This window comes from Buchnera aphidicola str. Ua (Uroleucon ambrosiae) (assembly GCF_000225465.1).
GTDB lineage: Bacteria > Pseudomonadota > Gammaproteobacteria > Enterobacterales > Enterobacteriaceae > Buchnera > Buchnera aphidicola_B.
This window is the reverse complement of the sequence record NC_017259.1, coordinates 102,121-119,641: the sequence shown is the minus strand read 5'-3', so window position 1 is coordinate 119,641 and position 17,521 is coordinate 102,121. Positions and strand designations below refer to the sequence as shown.

16 protein-coding genes and 1 tRNA gene are annotated in these 17,521 nt (G+C 23.0%); 3 read left to right on the top strand and 14 right to left on the bottom strand.

Annotation, left to right across the window (positions count from 1 at the left end; translation table 11 throughout):
- The first annotated feature begins 35 nt into the window (after positions 1-35).
- Entirely contained in the window at positions 36-455 is a 420-nt protein-coding gene (locus tag BUAMB_RS00560) for an iron-sulfur cluster assembly accessory protein (RefSeq protein ID WP_014499840.1), read from the top strand.
- Here the strand turns inward: BUAMB_RS00560 and tyrS are convergent.
- From tyrS to BUAMB_RS00540, 4 genes are all read right to left on the bottom strand, one after another.
- Positions 434-1,702 carry a tyrosine--tRNA ligase gene (gene tyrS / locus BUAMB_RS00555; RefSeq protein ID WP_014499839.1) on the bottom strand — a complete coding sequence of 423 codons (1,269 nt, stop codon included), beginning with the start codon at positions 1,700-1,702 and terminating at the stop codon, positions 434-436. The two genes, BUAMB_RS00560 and tyrS, sit on opposite strands and share 22 nt — an antisense overlap.
- A 91-nt stretch (positions 1,703-1,793) precedes the next feature.
- On the bottom strand, positions 1,794-3,968 hold the full coding sequence (gene priA, locus BUAMB_RS00550; RefSeq protein WP_014499838.1) for a replication restart helicase PriA: 2,175 nt from the start codon (positions 3,966-3,968) through the stop codon (positions 1,794-1,796).
- Positions 3,969-3,988: 20 nt separating this feature from the next.
- Positions 3,989-4,615 carry an endonuclease III gene (gene nth / locus BUAMB_RS00545; RefSeq protein ID WP_014499837.1) on the bottom strand — a complete coding sequence of 209 codons (627 nt, stop codon included), beginning with the start codon at positions 4,613-4,615 and terminating at the stop codon, positions 3,989-3,991.
- Between the two features lie 414 nt (positions 4,616-5,029).
- Complete coding sequence (locus BUAMB_RS00540) at positions 5,030-5,644, bottom strand: riboflavin synthase (protein ID WP_014499836.1); 615 nt, start codon at positions 5,642-5,644, stop codon at positions 5,030-5,032.
- A gap of 137 nt (positions 5,645-5,781) precedes the next feature.
- On the opposite strand from BUAMB_RS00540, the gene BUAMB_RS00535 reads away from it, so the two are divergent.
- Together BUAMB_RS00535 and tilS are read left to right on the top strand one after the other, a co-directional pair.
- A tRNA-Val gene (locus BUAMB_RS00535) sits at positions 5,782-5,855 on the top strand.
- Positions 5,856-5,887: 32 nt separating this feature from the next.
- A complete protein-coding gene (tilS, locus tag BUAMB_RS00530) occupies positions 5,888-7,207 on the top strand; it encodes a tRNA lysidine(34) synthetase TilS (protein ID WP_014499835.1) in 1,320 nt (439 codons plus the stop codon).
- Positions 7,208-7,234: 27 nt separating this feature from the next.
- On the opposite strand, the gene metG is transcribed toward tilS, so the two are convergent.
- The 10 genes from metG to hisD form a co-directional block, all read right to left on the bottom strand.
- Positions 7,235-8,878, bottom strand: coding sequence for a methionine--tRNA ligase (gene metG / locus BUAMB_RS00525; RefSeq protein ID WP_014499834.1), 1,644 nt, complete (start codon positions 8,876-8,878; stop codon positions 7,235-7,237).
- 110 nt (positions 8,879-8,988) lie between these two features.
- Entirely contained in the window at positions 8,989-9,570 is a 582-nt protein-coding gene (dcd, locus tag BUAMB_RS00520; RefSeq protein ID WP_014499833.1) for a dCTP deaminase, read from the bottom strand.
- A 204-nt stretch (positions 9,571-9,774) separates the two neighbouring features.
- Positions 9,775-11,181 (bottom strand): NADP-dependent phosphogluconate dehydrogenase, encoded by a 1,407-nt coding sequence (gene gndA, locus BUAMB_RS00515; protein WP_014499832.1) that lies wholly within the window; start codon positions 11,179-11,181, stop codon positions 9,775-9,777.
- Between the two features lie 166 nt (positions 11,182-11,347).
- Positions 11,348-11,968: a bifunctional phosphoribosyl-AMP cyclohydrolase/phosphoribosyl-ATP diphosphatase HisIE gene (gene hisIE / locus BUAMB_RS00510; RefSeq protein WP_014499831.1), complete on the bottom strand. Its 621-nt coding sequence runs from the start codon at positions 11,966-11,968 to the stop codon at positions 11,348-11,350.
- Positions 11,962-12,738, bottom strand: a complete 777-nt coding sequence (gene hisF, locus BUAMB_RS00505; RefSeq protein ID WP_014499830.1) for an imidazole glycerol phosphate synthase subunit HisF — start codon at positions 12,736-12,738, stop codon at positions 11,962-11,964. The genes hisIE and hisF overlap by 7 nt, the downstream gene beginning before the upstream one ends.
- Positions 12,717-13,457, bottom strand: coding sequence for a 1-(5-phosphoribosyl)-5-[(5-phosphoribosylamino)methylideneamino]imidazole-4-carboxamide isomerase (hisA, locus tag BUAMB_RS00500; RefSeq protein WP_014499829.1), 741 nt, complete (start codon positions 13,455-13,457; stop codon positions 12,717-12,719). Before hisA ends, hisF begins: the two co-directional genes overlap by 22 nt.
- Positions 13,458-13,461: 4 nt before the next feature.
- Positions 13,462-14,052 (bottom strand): imidazole glycerol phosphate synthase subunit HisH, encoded by a 591-nt coding sequence (gene hisH, locus BUAMB_RS00495; RefSeq protein WP_014499828.1) that lies wholly within the window; start codon positions 14,050-14,052, stop codon positions 13,462-13,464.
- Positions 14,052-15,113, bottom strand: a complete 1,062-nt coding sequence (gene hisB, locus BUAMB_RS00490) for a bifunctional histidinol-phosphatase/imidazoleglycerol-phosphate dehydratase HisB (RefSeq protein WP_014499827.1) — start codon at positions 15,111-15,113, stop codon at positions 14,052-14,054. Before hisB ends, hisH begins: the two co-directional genes overlap by 1 nt.
- Complete coding sequence (hisC, locus tag BUAMB_RS00485) at positions 15,103-16,209, bottom strand: histidinol-phosphate transaminase (protein ID WP_014499826.1); 1,107 nt, start codon at positions 16,207-16,209, stop codon at positions 15,103-15,105. Before hisC ends, hisB begins: the two co-directional genes overlap by 11 nt.
- A complete protein-coding gene (gene hisD, locus BUAMB_RS00480) occupies positions 16,199-17,512 on the bottom strand; it encodes a histidinol dehydrogenase (RefSeq protein ID WP_014499825.1) in 1,314 nt (437 codons plus the stop codon). Before hisD ends, hisC begins: the two co-directional genes overlap by 11 nt.
- Between the last annotated feature and the right edge of the window lie 9 nt (positions 17,513-17,521).

Here is a 17,521-nt window from a genome sequence, read left to right as displayed (position 1 = left end):
TTTTTTCTAAAAAATATTTTAAAAAAGAGAATATCATGAAAAAATATGAAATAAACACATATTTAATAAATAAAATAAAATGGAAAGGTATTTTTATCACTGAATCTGCTATCAATCAAATAATATTTTTAATTAATTTAAATGCTAATAATAAAGGAATTAGATTAAAAATAAAAAAATCAGGATGCGCAGGATTTCGTTATACAATGAAATTAGTACAATATTCAGATTTAAAAAAAGAAAATGATATAGAAGAAGTAGCTTTTTTCTATAAAAAAATTTTAATATATATGTACTCTAAAGATATACCATTTTTCGATGGAGTCAAAATAGATTTTATTAAAATTAATGTTAATAAAGTATTTAAATTTTATAATACTAAACTAGAAAAATTTTGCGGTTGTGGCGAAAGTTTTTCAATTAATTTTAATAATTACCAACATAATAAAGAATGATGTTTTTTCCCTCTAGATAACAGTGTAAATTTTCCAAAAAGTTTATCTTGATTATTAAAAATATGATTTTTTCTGATTTTTTGTCGATTAATTGAAATAGAATTTGAAATTATCATATTTTTAGCATGAGTTCGAGATTGCGCTAATGAAGTATAAACTAAAGCATCTTGTAAATCTTTTATATATTTTACTTGCACTGATGGTATACCATCTTGTTTTAATTGCTCAAAATCAGACTCTTTAAGATAAATATGTTGTTTTGAAAAGAGAAAGTGAGTAATACGCTCAACTGATAATAATTGTTCTTTTCCATGAACTAATTCAGTAATATTTTTTGCAAGACAAGATTTATCATACATAACATTATTTCCAATATGTCGTTCTTTCTCTCTTTGATTAATTTCTAAAATATCTATAAAAGTAAACATTTTTAAAAAATCATAAACATTAGTATCTTCTATATTCATCCAAAATTGATAAAATTTATAAGGACTAGTTTTCTTAGCATTGAGCCATACAGTTCCGGATTCTGTTTTTCCAAATTTAATTCCATTAGATTGAATTAATAGAGGAATTGTTAAACCAAAAACTTTTTTTCGATTTCTACGATAAATCAAATGCATACCAGAAGAAATATTACCCCATTGATCTGCTCCGCCAATTTGGAGTAATACTTGATATTTCTCATGTAAAATAAAAAAATCATATGCTTGTAATAAATTATAAGAAAATTCTGTGAATGAAATACCTTGATCAGGTCTAATAATTCTTTGTTTTACTGCAGTTCGATTAATCATAGTATTAATCGAAAAATGTTTTCCAACGTCTCTTAAAAAAGATAAAATATTTATTTTATTAAACCATATATTATTATTTAATAAACATGCGCTATTATCTCCACAATTAAAATCTAAAAAATAAGAAATTTGTTTACTAATTTTTTCTGTCCATAAATTAATATTTTTATTAGAACAAAAAATACGTTCTTTTTTCTTAAAACTTGGATCGCCTATTAAACTAGTAGCACCTCCTATTAATACTATAGGTCGATGGCCTGCTATTTGAAATCTTTTTAAAGTAATCAATGGTAAAAGATGACCAATATGTAGACTATCATCTGTAGGATCAAAACCACAATAAAGAGAAATAAAATGATTTTGAATAATTTCATTTAAACTATTTTCATGTGCAATATGTGATATTAAACCTCTATTACGTAACATGTCAATTAAATTACATGGATTCATAAAACCTTCTATTATATATTTATATAGAATTAAATATTTTATTCTAATTCTTTTATAACTTCAACATTATAAAAAAATAATCATTGTTTTTTTAATTGGGCTCAATATCTATAAACCATTTTACACGTTTTGAAATAGTAAAAATATTAACTATATCAATAGATATATTTAATAAATAATTTAAAATAGAACGTGAAGAGCATTCAATTAACAATTGATTACAAAAAATATTTTTATTTGTTAATCTCATAGAATGATCAGGACCTATAAACCATAAAAAAATATTATATTTATTAGATTGCTTTTGTAAAATTTTACGAATTAAATTTAAAAAAGCAATATTATATTCAGCATCTATACTTTCAGAATAAATAACACTATGAAAACTCCAAGGTGGTAGAAAAAATTTTTTTCTTATAGATAGCAATATATTAGAAAAATTGTGATACCTATTATTATATATGTCTTTTAAGTGAAAATTGTCAGATAATGATGTTTGCATAAATATTTTTAAAGATTCTTTTTTAAATCGCGTTAATTGATTTAAGTTCATGTAAAATTGTGCAAAATATTCTATAGAATGTAAATGAAAAGAAAGATAATGATGATCAATACAAATTAAACTGATTAATTGCACATTAGGAAAATAATAATTTTCTACAATTTCTTCTGTACTGATAATAATATAAGGATTAGGCAAAGAAATTTTAAAATTATTTTTATTTGATATATTCTTATAAATTTTACTTTCATTAAATAAAAACAACAATGGAATATTTGAAAAAATATTTTTGATTTTATTTTTAACTTCTTCTAAATTAATATTTTTAATAATTAAAGAAACACTTCCACAAACATAACAAAATTTTGGTTTTTCTAACTGAATTAAACAAAATGTACAAAATAAAATATTATAATATTTTTTTATTTCGATATATTCACGACATAAACTACATGTAAATATCCAAGAACATTTATTACATGTTAATATAAAAAACAATAAACTAAACTTATTAAAAATTAATAATACTTGTTTATTTTTAAAATTTTTATAAATTTGATGAATTAACGTTAAAGATAAACGAAATTTTATTTTTTCTTTTTTCAAATTAATAATGTTATAATTTTGTCTATTAATAGTATAATATTGATTTAAATTAACATAAAAACATTTTTTATTTAAAATATTATATAATGTTTTTAATGATGGCGTATTTGAATCTAAAATGATTGGTATATTTGTTTTATATGCTCTGAATATTCCTAAATCCCGAACATGATATCTAAATTGATTTTTATTTTTATATTTTAAATGATGTTCTTCAAGAACAATAATAAGACCTAGATTTAAAAAAGGTAAAAAAATACTTTTATTTGTACCAATCACAATAGAGTTTTTACTATTTTTTATATCCAACCACACTTTTAAGTATTGTCTACTCGTTAATTTTGCATGACATACATTAATAGATACATCAAAAAATTTTTTTAAAAATATTACAATCATATTTATATTTTTAATATAAGGCACTAAAATGAGTATTTGCATATTTTTATGCAATACTTTTTTAATTAAACCTAAATAAAATTTAACTTTAATATATAAAGTAATATTTGTTAATAACCACGATTTAAAACATTTTTTATTTAAAATATCATTAATTACTATTAATATTTTTTTATTTAAAAAAAATTTTTTTTTCATCTTAAAATTATATTGATTTTTTAAACATATACTATTGATTTGACATAATTTTTGGTTTTCTAATTTTTTTAAAATAAATTTAGATAAGTTATATTGTTTTAATTCAGTATCTAATATGCTAGTTTTTTTTAAAATTTGTAATGCATTTAATTGTTTTTTTCTATTTTTTAAATAGTTTAAATCTAGCTCTTGACCTTTTTTTGTTATATTCCATTTTAAAACAACTATATCTTTTAGAATATAATCAGTACGTAAGCATTTTGGCAAAACAGAAAATAATAAATATCCAACAGGACAATGGTAATTTTTGCTTATCCAAATTAAAATATCTAAGACAATTTTATTGTAAAGTGATTTAGTATCAATTAATGATTTGACATATTTTAAATTTAATTGACTGACATTATTAGTTTTATAAAAATCAATTACAATACCTACTGTATCTTTAGAATTAAATGGTACTAAAATACGCCCCCCAATAATAGGATACATATAATTAGGGAGAAAATATTTAAAATTTTGTCTAATTGAATATGGTAAAACAACTGTTACAATAATCATGTGTATATCCATAAAATATATTATTTATTTTTAAATTCACATAATTCAAAGATTAAACATATATGACATTTAATTTTTCGTGCAGTACAAATATGTTTTCCATGCCAAACAAACCAGCTATGGACAAACAACTTAAAAACATTCGGTACAACTTTAATTAATTTTTTTTCAACTACTTTGACATTTTTACCTGTAGCAAAATTAGTACGATTTGATACTCGAAACACATGTGTATCGACAGCAATAGTTTTTTTTTTAAATAATATATTCAAAATAATGTTAGCAGTTTTTCTTCCAACACCAGGTAAAGATTCTAATTCAATACGATTATTTGGAATATTGCCATTATATTTAGTTAACAATAAAAAAGCAGTTTCAATAATATTTGATGATTTAATATTATATAATCCAATACCTTTAATATAATGTTTAAGACCTTTTGTTCCTAGTAATAAAATTTTTTCAGGAGTATTAGCTATTTGAAATAATTTTTTAGTAATTTTATTTACCATCAAATCAGTAGATTGTGCAGATAACATAACGGATAATAATAATTCAAAATCAGAAGTAAAGACCAGATCTGTCTTCGGTTCAGGATATTTCATGAAAAATAATGATAAAATTTTATAACGTTTTTCTTTATTCATAATAATATTATTTTTGAAAATTAACTTAAGACAAAATATTGTTTAATTTTATCAACATATAAATTATTTATAATATTTTCTTTAATTTTTTAATATTATTAATTATTAAATTGTATAATTAACAGTATAAATTATTAAATTTACTAAATACAATAACTGTTTAAAAATTTTAAATAATTGTTTTGTTGTCGTGAATAACATATAATATATAGACTATTGATATAAATTTATCAATACATAAAAAATAATATAATAAATTATAGTAATAAGCATGTATAAGTTTCATTATATCAAAGCATGATTATGTTTAATACACGTAGTTTATAATTCAATTAATTTATAAAATATATATTGATTATGACTCTTAAAAATTGATATAGATTAAATCTATTTAATAACCTCACAAAAAATAATTTATTGAAAATCTTTTTTGAGTAAACGTTCTGTTGTATCTACAATTGTCTGAGTATAAAAATCAATTTCAATATTCATAATATCATTAATTTTTTTGCTTCCTATTGTTGTAACAAATAAAGTATGCGGGATAATATTTATACAAAATTCATTTTGAGTAATCTTGCCAATAGTTAAACTAATTCCATCAACACAAATAAATCCTTTATAAAAAAGATATTTTATTAATTTATTATTTTTTAATTGAAGCCATATAACATAACTATTATTTACATGAAGTATATTTGAAATTTTAGCGGTAGTTATGATATGACCTGATATTATATGACCGCCAATTTCATCACCATATTTTACTGATCTTTCTACATTAATATTATCTCCAATAGAAAGCATGCCTAAATTAGTAATTTTCAATGTTTCTTTAATAACATCGCATATAAAATAAGAATTATTTATATTTTGAATAGTTACACAACATCCATTATATGCAATTGAATCACCTACCTTTAAATTTTTAGATAAAAAAGATGAAAGTTCAACAGTAAAGGTATAAATATTTTTTTTCTTTTCTATAAATACGATAGTCGCGATTCCATGTACAATACCTGTAAACATAATATTTCCTTTTAAAAATTTTTAAAAAATATAATAATATTTTATATTAAAAATTTACAGACTGTTAAAAAATATTTGTATATTATTATAGTAATAATGTATAATTTTAAATTATAAGTTTTTATAAAAAATATTTTACGTTCGTAGCTCAATTGGTTAGAGCGCTACCATGACATGGTAGAAGTTAGTGGTTCAAGTCCACTCGAACGTATTAAAAATTTAAAAATAGGAATAAATATAAATTTGATTGATAAAATTATTAAAAACTATCAAAATAAATCTTTTTTAATTGCTTATAGTGGCGGATTAGATTCCACAGTTCTTCTTTATCAATTACTAAAAATAAAAAAAAATAATATTCAAATACGCGCTATTCATATTAATCATAATATTCACTCACTTTCACAACAATGGACAGAACATTGTCAAAAAATTTGTGTTAAAAATCAAATACCATTAATTATTGAATATCTTCAACCTCACAAAAACATGAATAATCTTGAAGAAAGATTACGTATACAAAGATATAATATTTTTTATAAAAATTTATTGAAAAATGAAATATTACTTACTGGTCATCATATTAATGATCAATGTGAAACATTTATTTTATCTTTAAAAAGAGGTAGCGGTCCCACTGGATTATCATGTATGTCTTTTCAAACCTCGCTTGGTAACAATATAATTATTCGTCCTTTTTTAAATATAACAAAAAAAGAATTAGAACTATGGGCTAAAAAGCATCAATTAAAATGGATAGAAGATATTAGTAATCTTCAAATTCATTATGATCGTAATTTTATACGTCATAATGTTATGCCTATCTTAGAAAAAAAATGGCCTTATTTTATACAAAACTGCTTACGTACTATAAATATATGTCAAAAAGAAACTAAACTACTAAATTATTTTCTTCATAAAAAAATTTATAATTTAATCATATTTAATGACTGTCTAAATATTAAAACATTTAAAAATATGCAAAAAGATATGTGTACAGCTTTAATTAGATATTGGCTTTCATTAAAAAAAATAAAACTGCCTTCATACAAAAGTATTCAATATATTTATGATCAAATAATTTTCAGTCGACAAGACGCTAATCCTAGAATAGTTTTAAAAAAAAATGAAATTAGAAGATATAAAGAAACTTTATATTTTTTAAAAATTCAACCAAGTGTTCAAAATACTATATTATTTTGGCATAATCATAATATAAAACTAAAACTTCCAAATAATTTAGGATATTTAGAAAAAAATAAATATGGAAACAAATTACCTGCACCTCACAAAAACGAATTAATTAATATTCGTTTTCAATATGAAGGTAAAATTTTTATTTTAGGACGACATAAAAAAAGACAAATCAAAAAAATTTGGCAAGAAAACAATATTCCACCATGGTTAAGAAACCAAATTCCACTTTTATTTTATAATAATATTTTTATTGCTGCTTTAGGAATATTTATTGTTAATTGTAATATGACATATCGAGATGATTGGATGCTATCTTGGAATAATCATGTTAAATTACCTAATAATTATTTATTTTCTTTTTTTTAAAAAAAATATTTTCAATAATAATATTATTCATTTGCATAAATTCATTAGTTTATTAATTTGTTCAAACTTAATTCTTGTATATAATAATGAAAACTTATTTATTTTATGTGATAAAAGTGGACTGTTTATATTTTTCCAATTTAATTCTATTGCTAAAAATAATTCTGTTTTATATGATAAATCAGGAAGAATAGGTTTTAAAAAAATCATAACAATTCTAAAAAAATTAATACCTATTGTACATATTTTTTGTAATTCAATCAGATTATTTTTATTAATAATCATTTTCCATGGTTTCTTGTTATTAATATATTGATTAGCTATATCTAATAATCTCATAGATTCTTTTACTACAAAACTAAATTGACGATTTTCAAAAAATTTCTTAATATCTATACTAGAATTAACAAAATAATTATACAATTGAACATCATTTAGTTCATCAGATAAATATCCATTAAAATATTTATTAATAAAACTAGCATTTCTTGATGCTAAATTTACTAATTTATTTACAATATCGCTATTTATTTTCTGAACAAAATCTTCTAAATTCATTTCGATATCATCAATTTTATTAGATAACTTACTTGCATAATAATAACGTAAACTATCTGAATCAAAACACTGAATCCAATTACTAGCTTTAATTACAGCACCTTTTGATTTTGATAATTTTAAACCATTCATAGTAAGATAACCATGAACGAAAATTTTATTAGGTTTTCTAAAAGAAGATGCTTCTAATATTGCGGGCCAAAATAAAGTATGAAAATAAATAATATCTTTTCCAATAAAATGATATAATTCATAATTAGATTTTTTATCCCATAAATCATTAAAATTTAAATATTTATTTTTAAAACATAAATTTTTAAATGCACTTATATAACCAATTGGAGCATCTAGCCAAACATAAAAATATTTGTTTTGATAATTAGGTATTTTAAATCCAAAATAAGGTGCATCACGAGAAATACACCATGATTTTAAACCTATTTTAAACCATTCTTCCGTTTTTTTAATTACTACATTATCTAAAACTCCAGAATTAATCCAATTTTTTAACATTTTACTAAAAATAGGTAAATTAAAATATAAATTTTTTGTATTTTTTAAAATAGGCTGTGTCCCTGATATAACAGATATAGGATCAATCAAATCTATAGGTTCATATATTGCACTACATATTTCACAAAAATCTCCATATTGATTTTTTGCATAACAAATTGGACAAGTACCTTTTATAAATCTATCAGGAAGAAAAATGTTTTTTATATTATCATAAAATTGAGAAATATTTTTTTCTTGAATTAGCCCTTTCTGATTTAAAGATTTAAATATATTTCTTAATAAATATAAATTTTCTAAGCTATGTGTAGAATAATAATTATCATGCGAAATGTTAAAATTTAAAAAATCTATTTTATGTTCTTTTCTTATATTTTTAATTAATGCATGTGAAGAGATTTTTAAATCTTGAGATTTTAGCATGATCGCTGTACCATGTGCATCATCAGCTGAAACAAACCATACTTCATTTCCACACATTCTTTGATAACGTACCCAAATATCTGCCTGAATATGTTCTAACATATGACCTATATGAATTGAACCATTTGCATAAGGTAACGCACATGTCACTAAAATTTTTCTTAATATATTTGACATAAAATTATATTTTTTAATAAATGTATATTATAAACAATAATATTAATCATAAACTATTCTGATACTAAATAAATAGTTTTTTTTAGAAAATACTAAAAACTTTTAAAAAATTATTCTTTATGAATACGACTTGGTATCACTCCATTTTGATTATTATATTTAGCTTCTTGTCTTAAATTATAAGGACGTAAAACTGGTTGAGATAATACTTCAAAACTTAATGTTGCAATTTTTATTTTAGGACGTAAAACTAAAGTTAACTTTCCTGCATTAAAAATTTCTAAAACAATATTACCTTTCCAACCTGGATCAATACGATGAGCAGTAGCATGAACCATTAATCCAAGACGAGCTAAAGAAGAACGACCATCTAGCCAACCTACTAAATTATTTGGAATTGTAATATTTTCAAAAGTTGAAAACAATACTAAAGATCCCGGTTGTAAAAAAAATGGTTTCTCTTTAGAAAAAACTATTTCATCACTCATAATCTCTTTTAGCGCTAATTCTCTGTTAATTTTTGAATCACTTAAATCAAAAAATGATCTAGTATGTTCATGAAAAAAACGAAATGTGTTGCCAAGATGTATATCAACTGTAATACCATGAATAAGTTTTTTTTCAGGATACGGATCAATAATTAAGTCTTTTCTTTTTAACCATTCTTCAATATCTTTATCACATAAACGCATTTTAAACCTTACTAAATAAATAATGGATTTGTTTGCAATTATTATAAAATAAAATTTTTAAATTATAAATAAGATCTAATAGCAGAGAGATATTTTTATATCTTCTGCTATTTTTATTCTAATCATAAAATTTAAATTATAAAATAAATAATATTTTTATAAGATGAGCAATAGTAATATATTTTAACTTTTTTTATCTTAATATTAGATTGACCAATTAGTATGAAAATCACCTAACTTATCAATTCTTTGATAAGTATGTGATCCAAAATAATCTCTTTGTGCTTGAATTAAATTAGCAGGTAAATTTAATGATCTATAACTATCATAGTAAGATATTGCTGCAGAAAAAGCTGGAATAGAAATGCCATATTTTATTGCATAAATTACAATTTGACGTAATGAACTTTCATATTCATTAGCTATTTTTGAAAAATAAGACGTTAATAATAAGTTAACAGTATTTTGATTCTTAGAATATTCTTCAGCAATTTTTTGTAAAAATTCAGCTCGAATAATACATCCAGCTCGAAAAATCTTAGCTATTTTAGAATATTGTAAATTCCAATTATATTTTTTTGAAGCAGCACTTAATTGTGAAAAACCTTGAGCATAAGAAATAATTTTTCCTAAATATAAAGCACGTCTAATTTCTTCAATAAAACCATTTTTATCTTGAATTAAATGTTTAATTCTAGGTCCTGTTAAGATTTTTGATGCAATTATACGTTGTTTTTTTAAAGAAGATAAATAACGTTCAAAAACAGATGCAGTAATTAATGAAAGAGGTTCACGAAGTTCTAAAGCATTTTGACTAATCCATTTTCCAGTTCCTTTATCTTTTGCTTGATCTAAAATCATGTCTATCAAATAATTATTGTTTTGATCTTTTTTAAGAAAAATATCTTTTGTAATTTCAATTAAATAACTATTTAATTCAGTTTTATTCCATTCAGAAAATATTTTTGATAATTCTTCATTATTGAGAAATAATATATTCTTTAACAAATGATAAGATTCTGAAATTAATTGCATGTCTCCATATTCAATTCCATTATGTATCATTTTAACATAATGACCGGCTCCATCTGGTCCAATATAGCTTAAACAAGATTCACCTTGAAACTTTGCTGATATTTTTTTTAACATAGGATGAACAAGTTGATATGCTTTTTTTTGACCGCCAGGCATAATAGAAGGACCTTTTAATGCTCCTAATTCTCCCCCAGATATACCCATACCAATAAAATTAATTGAATATTCAGATAATTCATCATTTCTTCTAATAGTATCTTTATAAAAAGTGTTACCTGCATCAATTAAAATATCTTCTTTTTCTAAATAAGGCATTATTGATTTAATAGTTTCATCAGTTGCTTTTCCAGATTTGACCATAAGTATAATACATCTAGGTTTTATAAGTGAGTTCACAAAATCTTTAATAGAATAATATGGAAAAAGATTATTATTCTGATGTTTTTTAATTACTTCTTGAGTAGTACTATGAGTTCTATTAAATATAGATACAGTATAATTTTTGCTTGCAATATTTAAAGCTAAATTTTTACCCATTACCGCCATTCCTATAACACCAATTTGTTGTTTTGACATTATTTCTCCGAAATTTAAAAATCAATAGTGTATAATAATTATTATATAATATAATAATTTTTACTCATTCTTATATACAAATGACAATAATAATATTGATTATAAAATTATTTTAAAGATATTATATTATAGCTTTTTATTTGAAGTTATTTTATATTTTTGATAATTATATTATTTTTTTATTTCTTTTTTTTAAATTTTCAATCACTGTGGTTAAATTTAAATCTTGATTATGTAATAATACAATGAGATGATAAATTAAATCTGAAGATTCATTAATTAATTCATTTTTATCTTTTTTCATAGCAGATAATATTGTTTCTATAGCTTCTTCACCTACTTTTTGAGCTATACGATATATACCAGATTGATATAAATAAGACGTATATGAATTATTAATATAATTATTTTTTTTATCTTCTATAAGCTCTTCTAAATCAAATAAAAAATCTATATCATATTTTCTTACAGAAAAACAACTTTTATTATTTAAATGACATGTTTCTCCTATAGATGATACTAAAATTAATAACGTGTCATAATCACAATCTGTGCTAATTTCCATGACTTTAAGATAATTACCAGATGTGTGACCTTTAGTCCATAAACATTTTTTAGTACGGGAATAAAATGTTACTAAACCTTCTTTTTTAGTTTTTAATAAAGCTTCTTTATTCATATATCCATGCATTAAAATTTCTTTTGAATAATAATGTTGTATAATTGCAGGAATCATTCCATTAGTTTTAATCCAATTTATCTTAGATAAATCATATTTTTTTAACATTCTCTAATTTCTATACCTTTGTTTATTAAAAAACTTTTTAAAATTTTAATATCTATTATTTTCTTATGAAAAACCGATGCAGCTAAAACACCATCTACATTAGAATGATATAAAGCATCATAAAAATGTTCTAAAGTTCCAGCTCCTCCTGATGCAATCAATGGTACTTTACATATTTTTCTAATTTTTTTGAGATGAATAATATCATAACCCGTTTGCAATCCATCTTGATTCATTACATTTAATACAATTTCACCAGCACCTTGTTCTTGTACTTTTTTTACCCAATCACTGGTTTTCCAAATAGTTTGATAAGTTTGACTGACATCGCCTGTATATTGTTGCACCATATAACAATTTTTTTTTTGATCAAATAAAGAATCAATTCCAACTACTGTACACTGGACTCCAAACTGATTGGAAATTTCAGTTATTAAATGAGGATTAATCAATGCAGCAGAATTAATGGATATTTTATCTGCACCACTAGATAAAATATCTTGAGCATCTTTTATACTTTTAATTCCACCAGCTACACAAAAGGGAATATTAATTACTTGTGCAATTTTTTTAATCCAATCATGACTAACTAATTTATTTTTTGTTGATGCAGTTATGTCATAAAAAACCAACTCATCTATACCTTCGTTTGCATAACGCTTAGCTAACGGTATAATATCACCTACAATTTGATGATTTTTAAACTTAATTCCTTTTACTACTACACCATTGCTAACATCAAGACATGCTATGATTCGTTTTGCCAACATTTTAAAGCCTCTTCAATTGTAAATTTCCTTTCTAATAAACTTCTACCAATAATAACACTTTTAACACCGGTTTTTCTTAATGCAATAATATCTGCTAATTTTGAAACACCTCCAGATGCTTGAAATTCAATTGTTTGAAAAGAATTAGTAATATCTTTATATAATTGAATATTGGGACCTAATAGTGTTCCATCTTTCGATATATCTGTACATAATACATGTTTCAATCCACTAGGTAAAAAATATTCAATAATGTCTTCTAAAACATATTTAGTTTTTTTTGTCCAACCATTAATATATATTTCTTTATTATCTTTATTATTAATACGTATATCTAATGCTAAAACAATTGAATCTGAACCATATATTTTTAACCATTCTTTTATTTTTTGTTTATTTTCTATAATAGAAGAACCAATTACAACTCTTGTTACTCCTAATTTAAGCAATTCATTGATATCTTTTTTAGTTCTAATTCCTCCTCCTATTTGCATAGATATATCGGTAGAAGATAAAATATTATTAAAAAATTCTATTTGTCTATTTTTTTTATTTTTAGCTCCATCTAAATCTACTAAATGAACAATTTTTACTCCTTTGTGTTTATATTCTTCTAAATAACTAATCAAATGAATATTATATTTTTTTTGATTTAGATAATCTCCTTGATATAAACGTACTATTTGATTATTAATTAAATCAAATGCAGGAATAATCATTAAATTATATCTCCAAAAAATTTTTTAATAATTGAGATCCTATATTTCCAGATTTTTCTGGATGAAATTGAACACCAAAAAAATTATTTTTTTGTATAATTGAACTAAAATTAATACCGTAAGTAGTTGTAGATAATGTATATTCATTAATTGGAACTATATAACTATGAACAAAATAAAATCTTGAATAATTTGGTATATTTTTAAACAAAGGATGTGCTATTTGAAATTTAATTTGATTCCATCCAATATGAGGCAACGATAGATTAGTGTCTTTTAAACGTAGCACAGGATATTTCATAACACCAAGTGTTTTGATACCATTAGATTCTTCACTAAAATTAAAAAAAAGTTGCATTCCAAGACATATACCCAAAACGTTTTGTTTTAGTTCTTTAATAATATTAATTATATTTTTTTTCTGTAAAACCTTCATAACCGCAGCAGCTGTACCGACTCCAGGTAAAAAAATTTTTTTAGCTTTCAAAATAATAGAAGGATTGTCAGTAATTATAGAATTATAACCTAAATGTTTAATTGCTACTTGTATTGAAGTTAAATTTGCACATCCTGTATCTATGATAACTATATTCATTATAAAATACCTTTTGAAGTTGGTAATTTATTTCCTTCAATTTTAATAGCTTGACGTAATGCACGTCCAAAAACTTTAAATAAACTTTCTGCACAATGATGATCATTCTTTCCTTCAGCATATAAATGAAGAGTAATTTTCATTGCATAACACAAAGAATAAAAAAAATGTTCAATCATACTCGTACTAAGATCACCTACCATTTTATAATGAAAAGTTGTTTTAAACATTAAATATGGACGATTTGATATATCTATAATACAATTAGACTTACTTTCATCCATAGGCAAATAAAAACCAAATCTAGATAAACCTATTTTATTTCCTAAAGCTTGTAATAACGCATCTCCTAAAACAATACCGGTATCTTCTATAGTATGATGATCATCCACTTCAAGATCACCTTTTATATCAATATTCATACAAATTCCACTATGAACTGATAATTGTTCTAACATATGATCAAAAAATTTAATACCTGTATTAATTTGACTCGTTTCTTCTGAATCTAGCCACAATTGTACATGTGCTTTAGTTTCTGTTGTAGTTCTAAATACTTCTATATATCTATTATATTTAACAATATATTTTTCAATATCTATCCAATTAAATGATGTATCATCGTATTTAATTCCTTTTAATTGCATATTCTTTGCTAATTCCATATCTGTTTCTCGATCACCAATAACGTAACTATTATGTAAATTGATTTTATTCAACCAAGGTTTTAACATATGAATTTTAGGTTTACGACATAAACAATTATCATGTAAATAATGAGGACAAATTAATACATCATCAAATGTTACTCCTTCTGAACTAAAAACGTTTAACATAAATCTATGCGGTCGATTAAAATCTTTTAATAAAAAATTATTGCTACCAAGCCCATCTTGATTTGTCACTATAATTAATTTATAGTTTAATTTTATTAATTTGCGTAATGAAGAAATAACATTCTTTTTAAATCGCAACTTATCTATTGAATCTATTTGGTAAGTATTTTTTGGTTCATGAATTAATGTACCATCTCGATCAAGAAATAATATTTTACTTTTCACTGACACCACCTGAAAACATATTTTTTTTAGAAAATATTTTGAGTTCTTTAATTAAAAGTACATTTTCTGAATGTGTTCCTATGGATATTCTAATGCATTTTTCTAAATTTTTTTTATCATGTTGATTTCTTAAAATTATCCCTTTGTTCCATAGTGTCTTAAAAATTTCTTTAAACATAAAAAATTTCACTAATACATAATTAGCTTGACTTATAAAAACTTTTTCTACACATTGAATACTTTTTAATTTTTTGATCAACCAAATACGGTGATTGTTTAACATTGATACTCTATTCTGCATTAATTGAATATTTTTTTCTTTTAAAGCTTGAACGGCAATGTCAGTAACAGGTACAGATATAGGATAGGGACTAATAACTTTTTTTAAAATATTAATGATCTCTTGATTAGCTAAAGTAAAACCACATCTTATACCAGCTAATGCAAAAGATTTGGATAAAGTTCGTAAAATAACTAAATTTGGATATTCTGACAAATATCTAGTCATAGTATCAGTCGGAGAAAATTCAATATAAGCTTCATCAACTACCACTAAACATTGATTAGAAGTGATACTTAATAAGTTTATAAGATCATTTAATAATATAAGATTACCGGTAGGATTATTAGGATTACAAATATATATTAACTTGACTCCAATTAAATTAGACTTAATATTACATAAGTCTAATTGCCAAGTATTTTTTATAGTAGGGATTTCTTTAATTTCTACACCTGCTATTTTTGCACTTACTTTATACATATCATAAGTAGGAGGACAATAAATAATTGCATCTTTTTTAGGTTCACAAAAAGATTTGATTAATAATTCAATTCCTTCATCGGCACCACGTGTTACTAATATTTGTTCGCAAGATAAATTGACATAAGAAGCATATAATGATATTAAATGATTAGGTTGACATTCAGGATAACGATTAAATATTTTTTTTTTTGATTTAAAACAAACAGATAGAGGTGATTCATTAGCATTTAATAATATATTACCATGCATTCCTCCAATATGTCTTGCAGATTGATAAGGTATTAAATTTTGTATATTATTTCTAAACAATTTCAAAATTTTATTTTTCATATTTTTCCTTTAAAAAATCTGTTCTAATTTTTACAGCATTCTTATGTGCTTCAAGTTTTTCTGCAGAAGCTAAAATTTCAATAGTATTAGATAGATTTATTAGTCCTTTAGGTGTTAATTCTTGAATTAGCACACGTTTTTGAAAATCTGCTAAACCTAAAGCTGAATCAGTAATAGATTTTCCATATGTAGGTAAAACATGATTTGTTCCAGATGCATAATCACCAACAGATTCAGGAGACCATGAACCTAAAAAAATAGAACTAGCATTTGAGATATGAGGTAATATTTCTCTTGGTGAACTTGTTTGAATAATTAAATGTTCAGGAGAATACACATTCGATATATTTATACACTCTAATAAATTTTGAGTCACAATAATTGCGCTATTTTTTAATGCAATTAAAATTTCTGATAATCTAGATAAATTTTTTAACTGTTTATTAAGTGAATTTAAAACTTTTTTTGCTAATTCAACATATGGTGTTAACAAAATAACTTGAGAAGATATTCCATGTTCAGCTTGTGATAATAAATCTGCAGCAATAAAATCTGCATTAGCAGTATTATCAGCGATTATTAACAATTCTGATGGTCCTGCTAACATATCTATAGCTGTTCCATTTAATACTGAACTTACTTGTAATTTTGCTTCTGTAACATAAGCATTACCTGGGCCAAAAATTTTATCGACTTTAGGAATTGTTTCAGTACCAAATGCTAGTGCTGCTATTGCTTGAGCACCACCAACTTGAAAAATAGTATTAATTTTACAAATATGAGCTGCATATAATATTTCATTACTAATTGGAGGAGGAGAACAAAGAATAATTTTATTACAACCAGCAATCTGAGCTGGTATTGCCAGCATTAATACAGTAGAAAATAAAGGAGCTGTTCCACCAGGTATATAAATTCCTATTGCATTTAAAGGTAGATTAACTTGCTGACAACGCACTCCAATTTCAGTTTCAACATCTACTTTAGATAAACTTTGTGCTTGATGAAAAAATTGAATATTTTTTTTTGCAATGTCAATAGAATTTTTTAAATCTTTATTTAAATATAGTGAAGATACGGTAATCTGCTTACTAGATATTTGAAATTTTTTACAATCATATTTATCAAATAAAATAGAATAATCTCTTAATGCTTTATCACCTAATACTTTAACATTATTAATAATTTCTTTAACAGTCTTTTTAATATTAAGATTTTTTTTTAAATCAGGTCTAGATAATATTTTTTTTTGTTCATATACATTTAATTGATTCCAAAAAATTATTTTATTAAAATTATTCATTTTATAGTT

Bases quoted from the DNA above. Each gene is read 5' to 3' on its own strand.
- gndA (WP_014499832.1), bottom strand. From the start codon at position 11,181: ATGTCAAAACAACAAATTGGTGTTATAGGAATGGCGGTAATGGGTAAA.
- BUAMB_RS00540 (WP_014499836.1), bottom strand. From the start codon at position 5,644: ATGTTTACAGGTATTGTACATGGAATCGCGACTATCGTATTTATAGAA.
- hisF (WP_014499830.1), bottom strand. From the start codon at position 12,738: ATGTTGGCAAAACGAATCATAGCATGTCTTGATGTTAGCAATGGTGTA.
- metG (WP_014499834.1), bottom strand. From the start codon at position 8,878: ATGTCAAATATATTAAGAAAAATTTTAGTGACATGTGCGTTACCTTAT.
- priA (WP_014499838.1), bottom strand. From the start codon at position 3,968: ATGATTATTGTAACAGTTGTTTTACCATATTCAATTAGACAAAATTTT.
- BUAMB_RS00560 (WP_014499840.1), top strand. From the start codon at position 36: ATGAAAAAATATGAAATAAACACATATTTAATAAATAAAATAAAATGG.
- hisA (WP_014499829.1), bottom strand. From the start codon at position 13,457: ATGATTATTCCTGCATTTGATTTAATTAATAATCAAATAGTACGTTTA.
- hisC (WP_014499826.1), bottom strand. From the start codon at position 16,209: ATGAAAAATAAAATTTTGAAATTGTTTAGAAATAATATACAAAATTTA.
- dcd (WP_014499833.1), bottom strand. From the start codon at position 9,570: ATGCGTTTATGTGATAAAGATATTGAAGAATGGTTAAAAAGAAAAGAC.
- tyrS (WP_014499839.1), bottom strand. From the start codon at position 1,702: ATGAATCCATGTAATTTAATTGACATGTTACGTAATAGAGGTTTAATA.
- nth (WP_014499837.1), bottom strand. From the start codon at position 4,615: ATGAATAAAGAAAAACGTTATAAAATTTTATCATTATTTTTCATGAAA.
- hisH (WP_014499828.1), bottom strand. From the start codon at position 14,052: ATGAATATAGTTATCATAGATACAGGATGTGCAAATTTAACTTCAATA.
- hisIE (WP_014499831.1), bottom strand. From the start codon at position 11,968: ATGTTAAAAAAATATGATTTATCTAAGATAAATTGGATTAAAACTAAT.
- hisD (WP_014499825.1), bottom strand. From the start codon at position 17,512: ATGAATAATTTTAATAAAATAATTTTTTGGAATCAATTAAATGTATAT.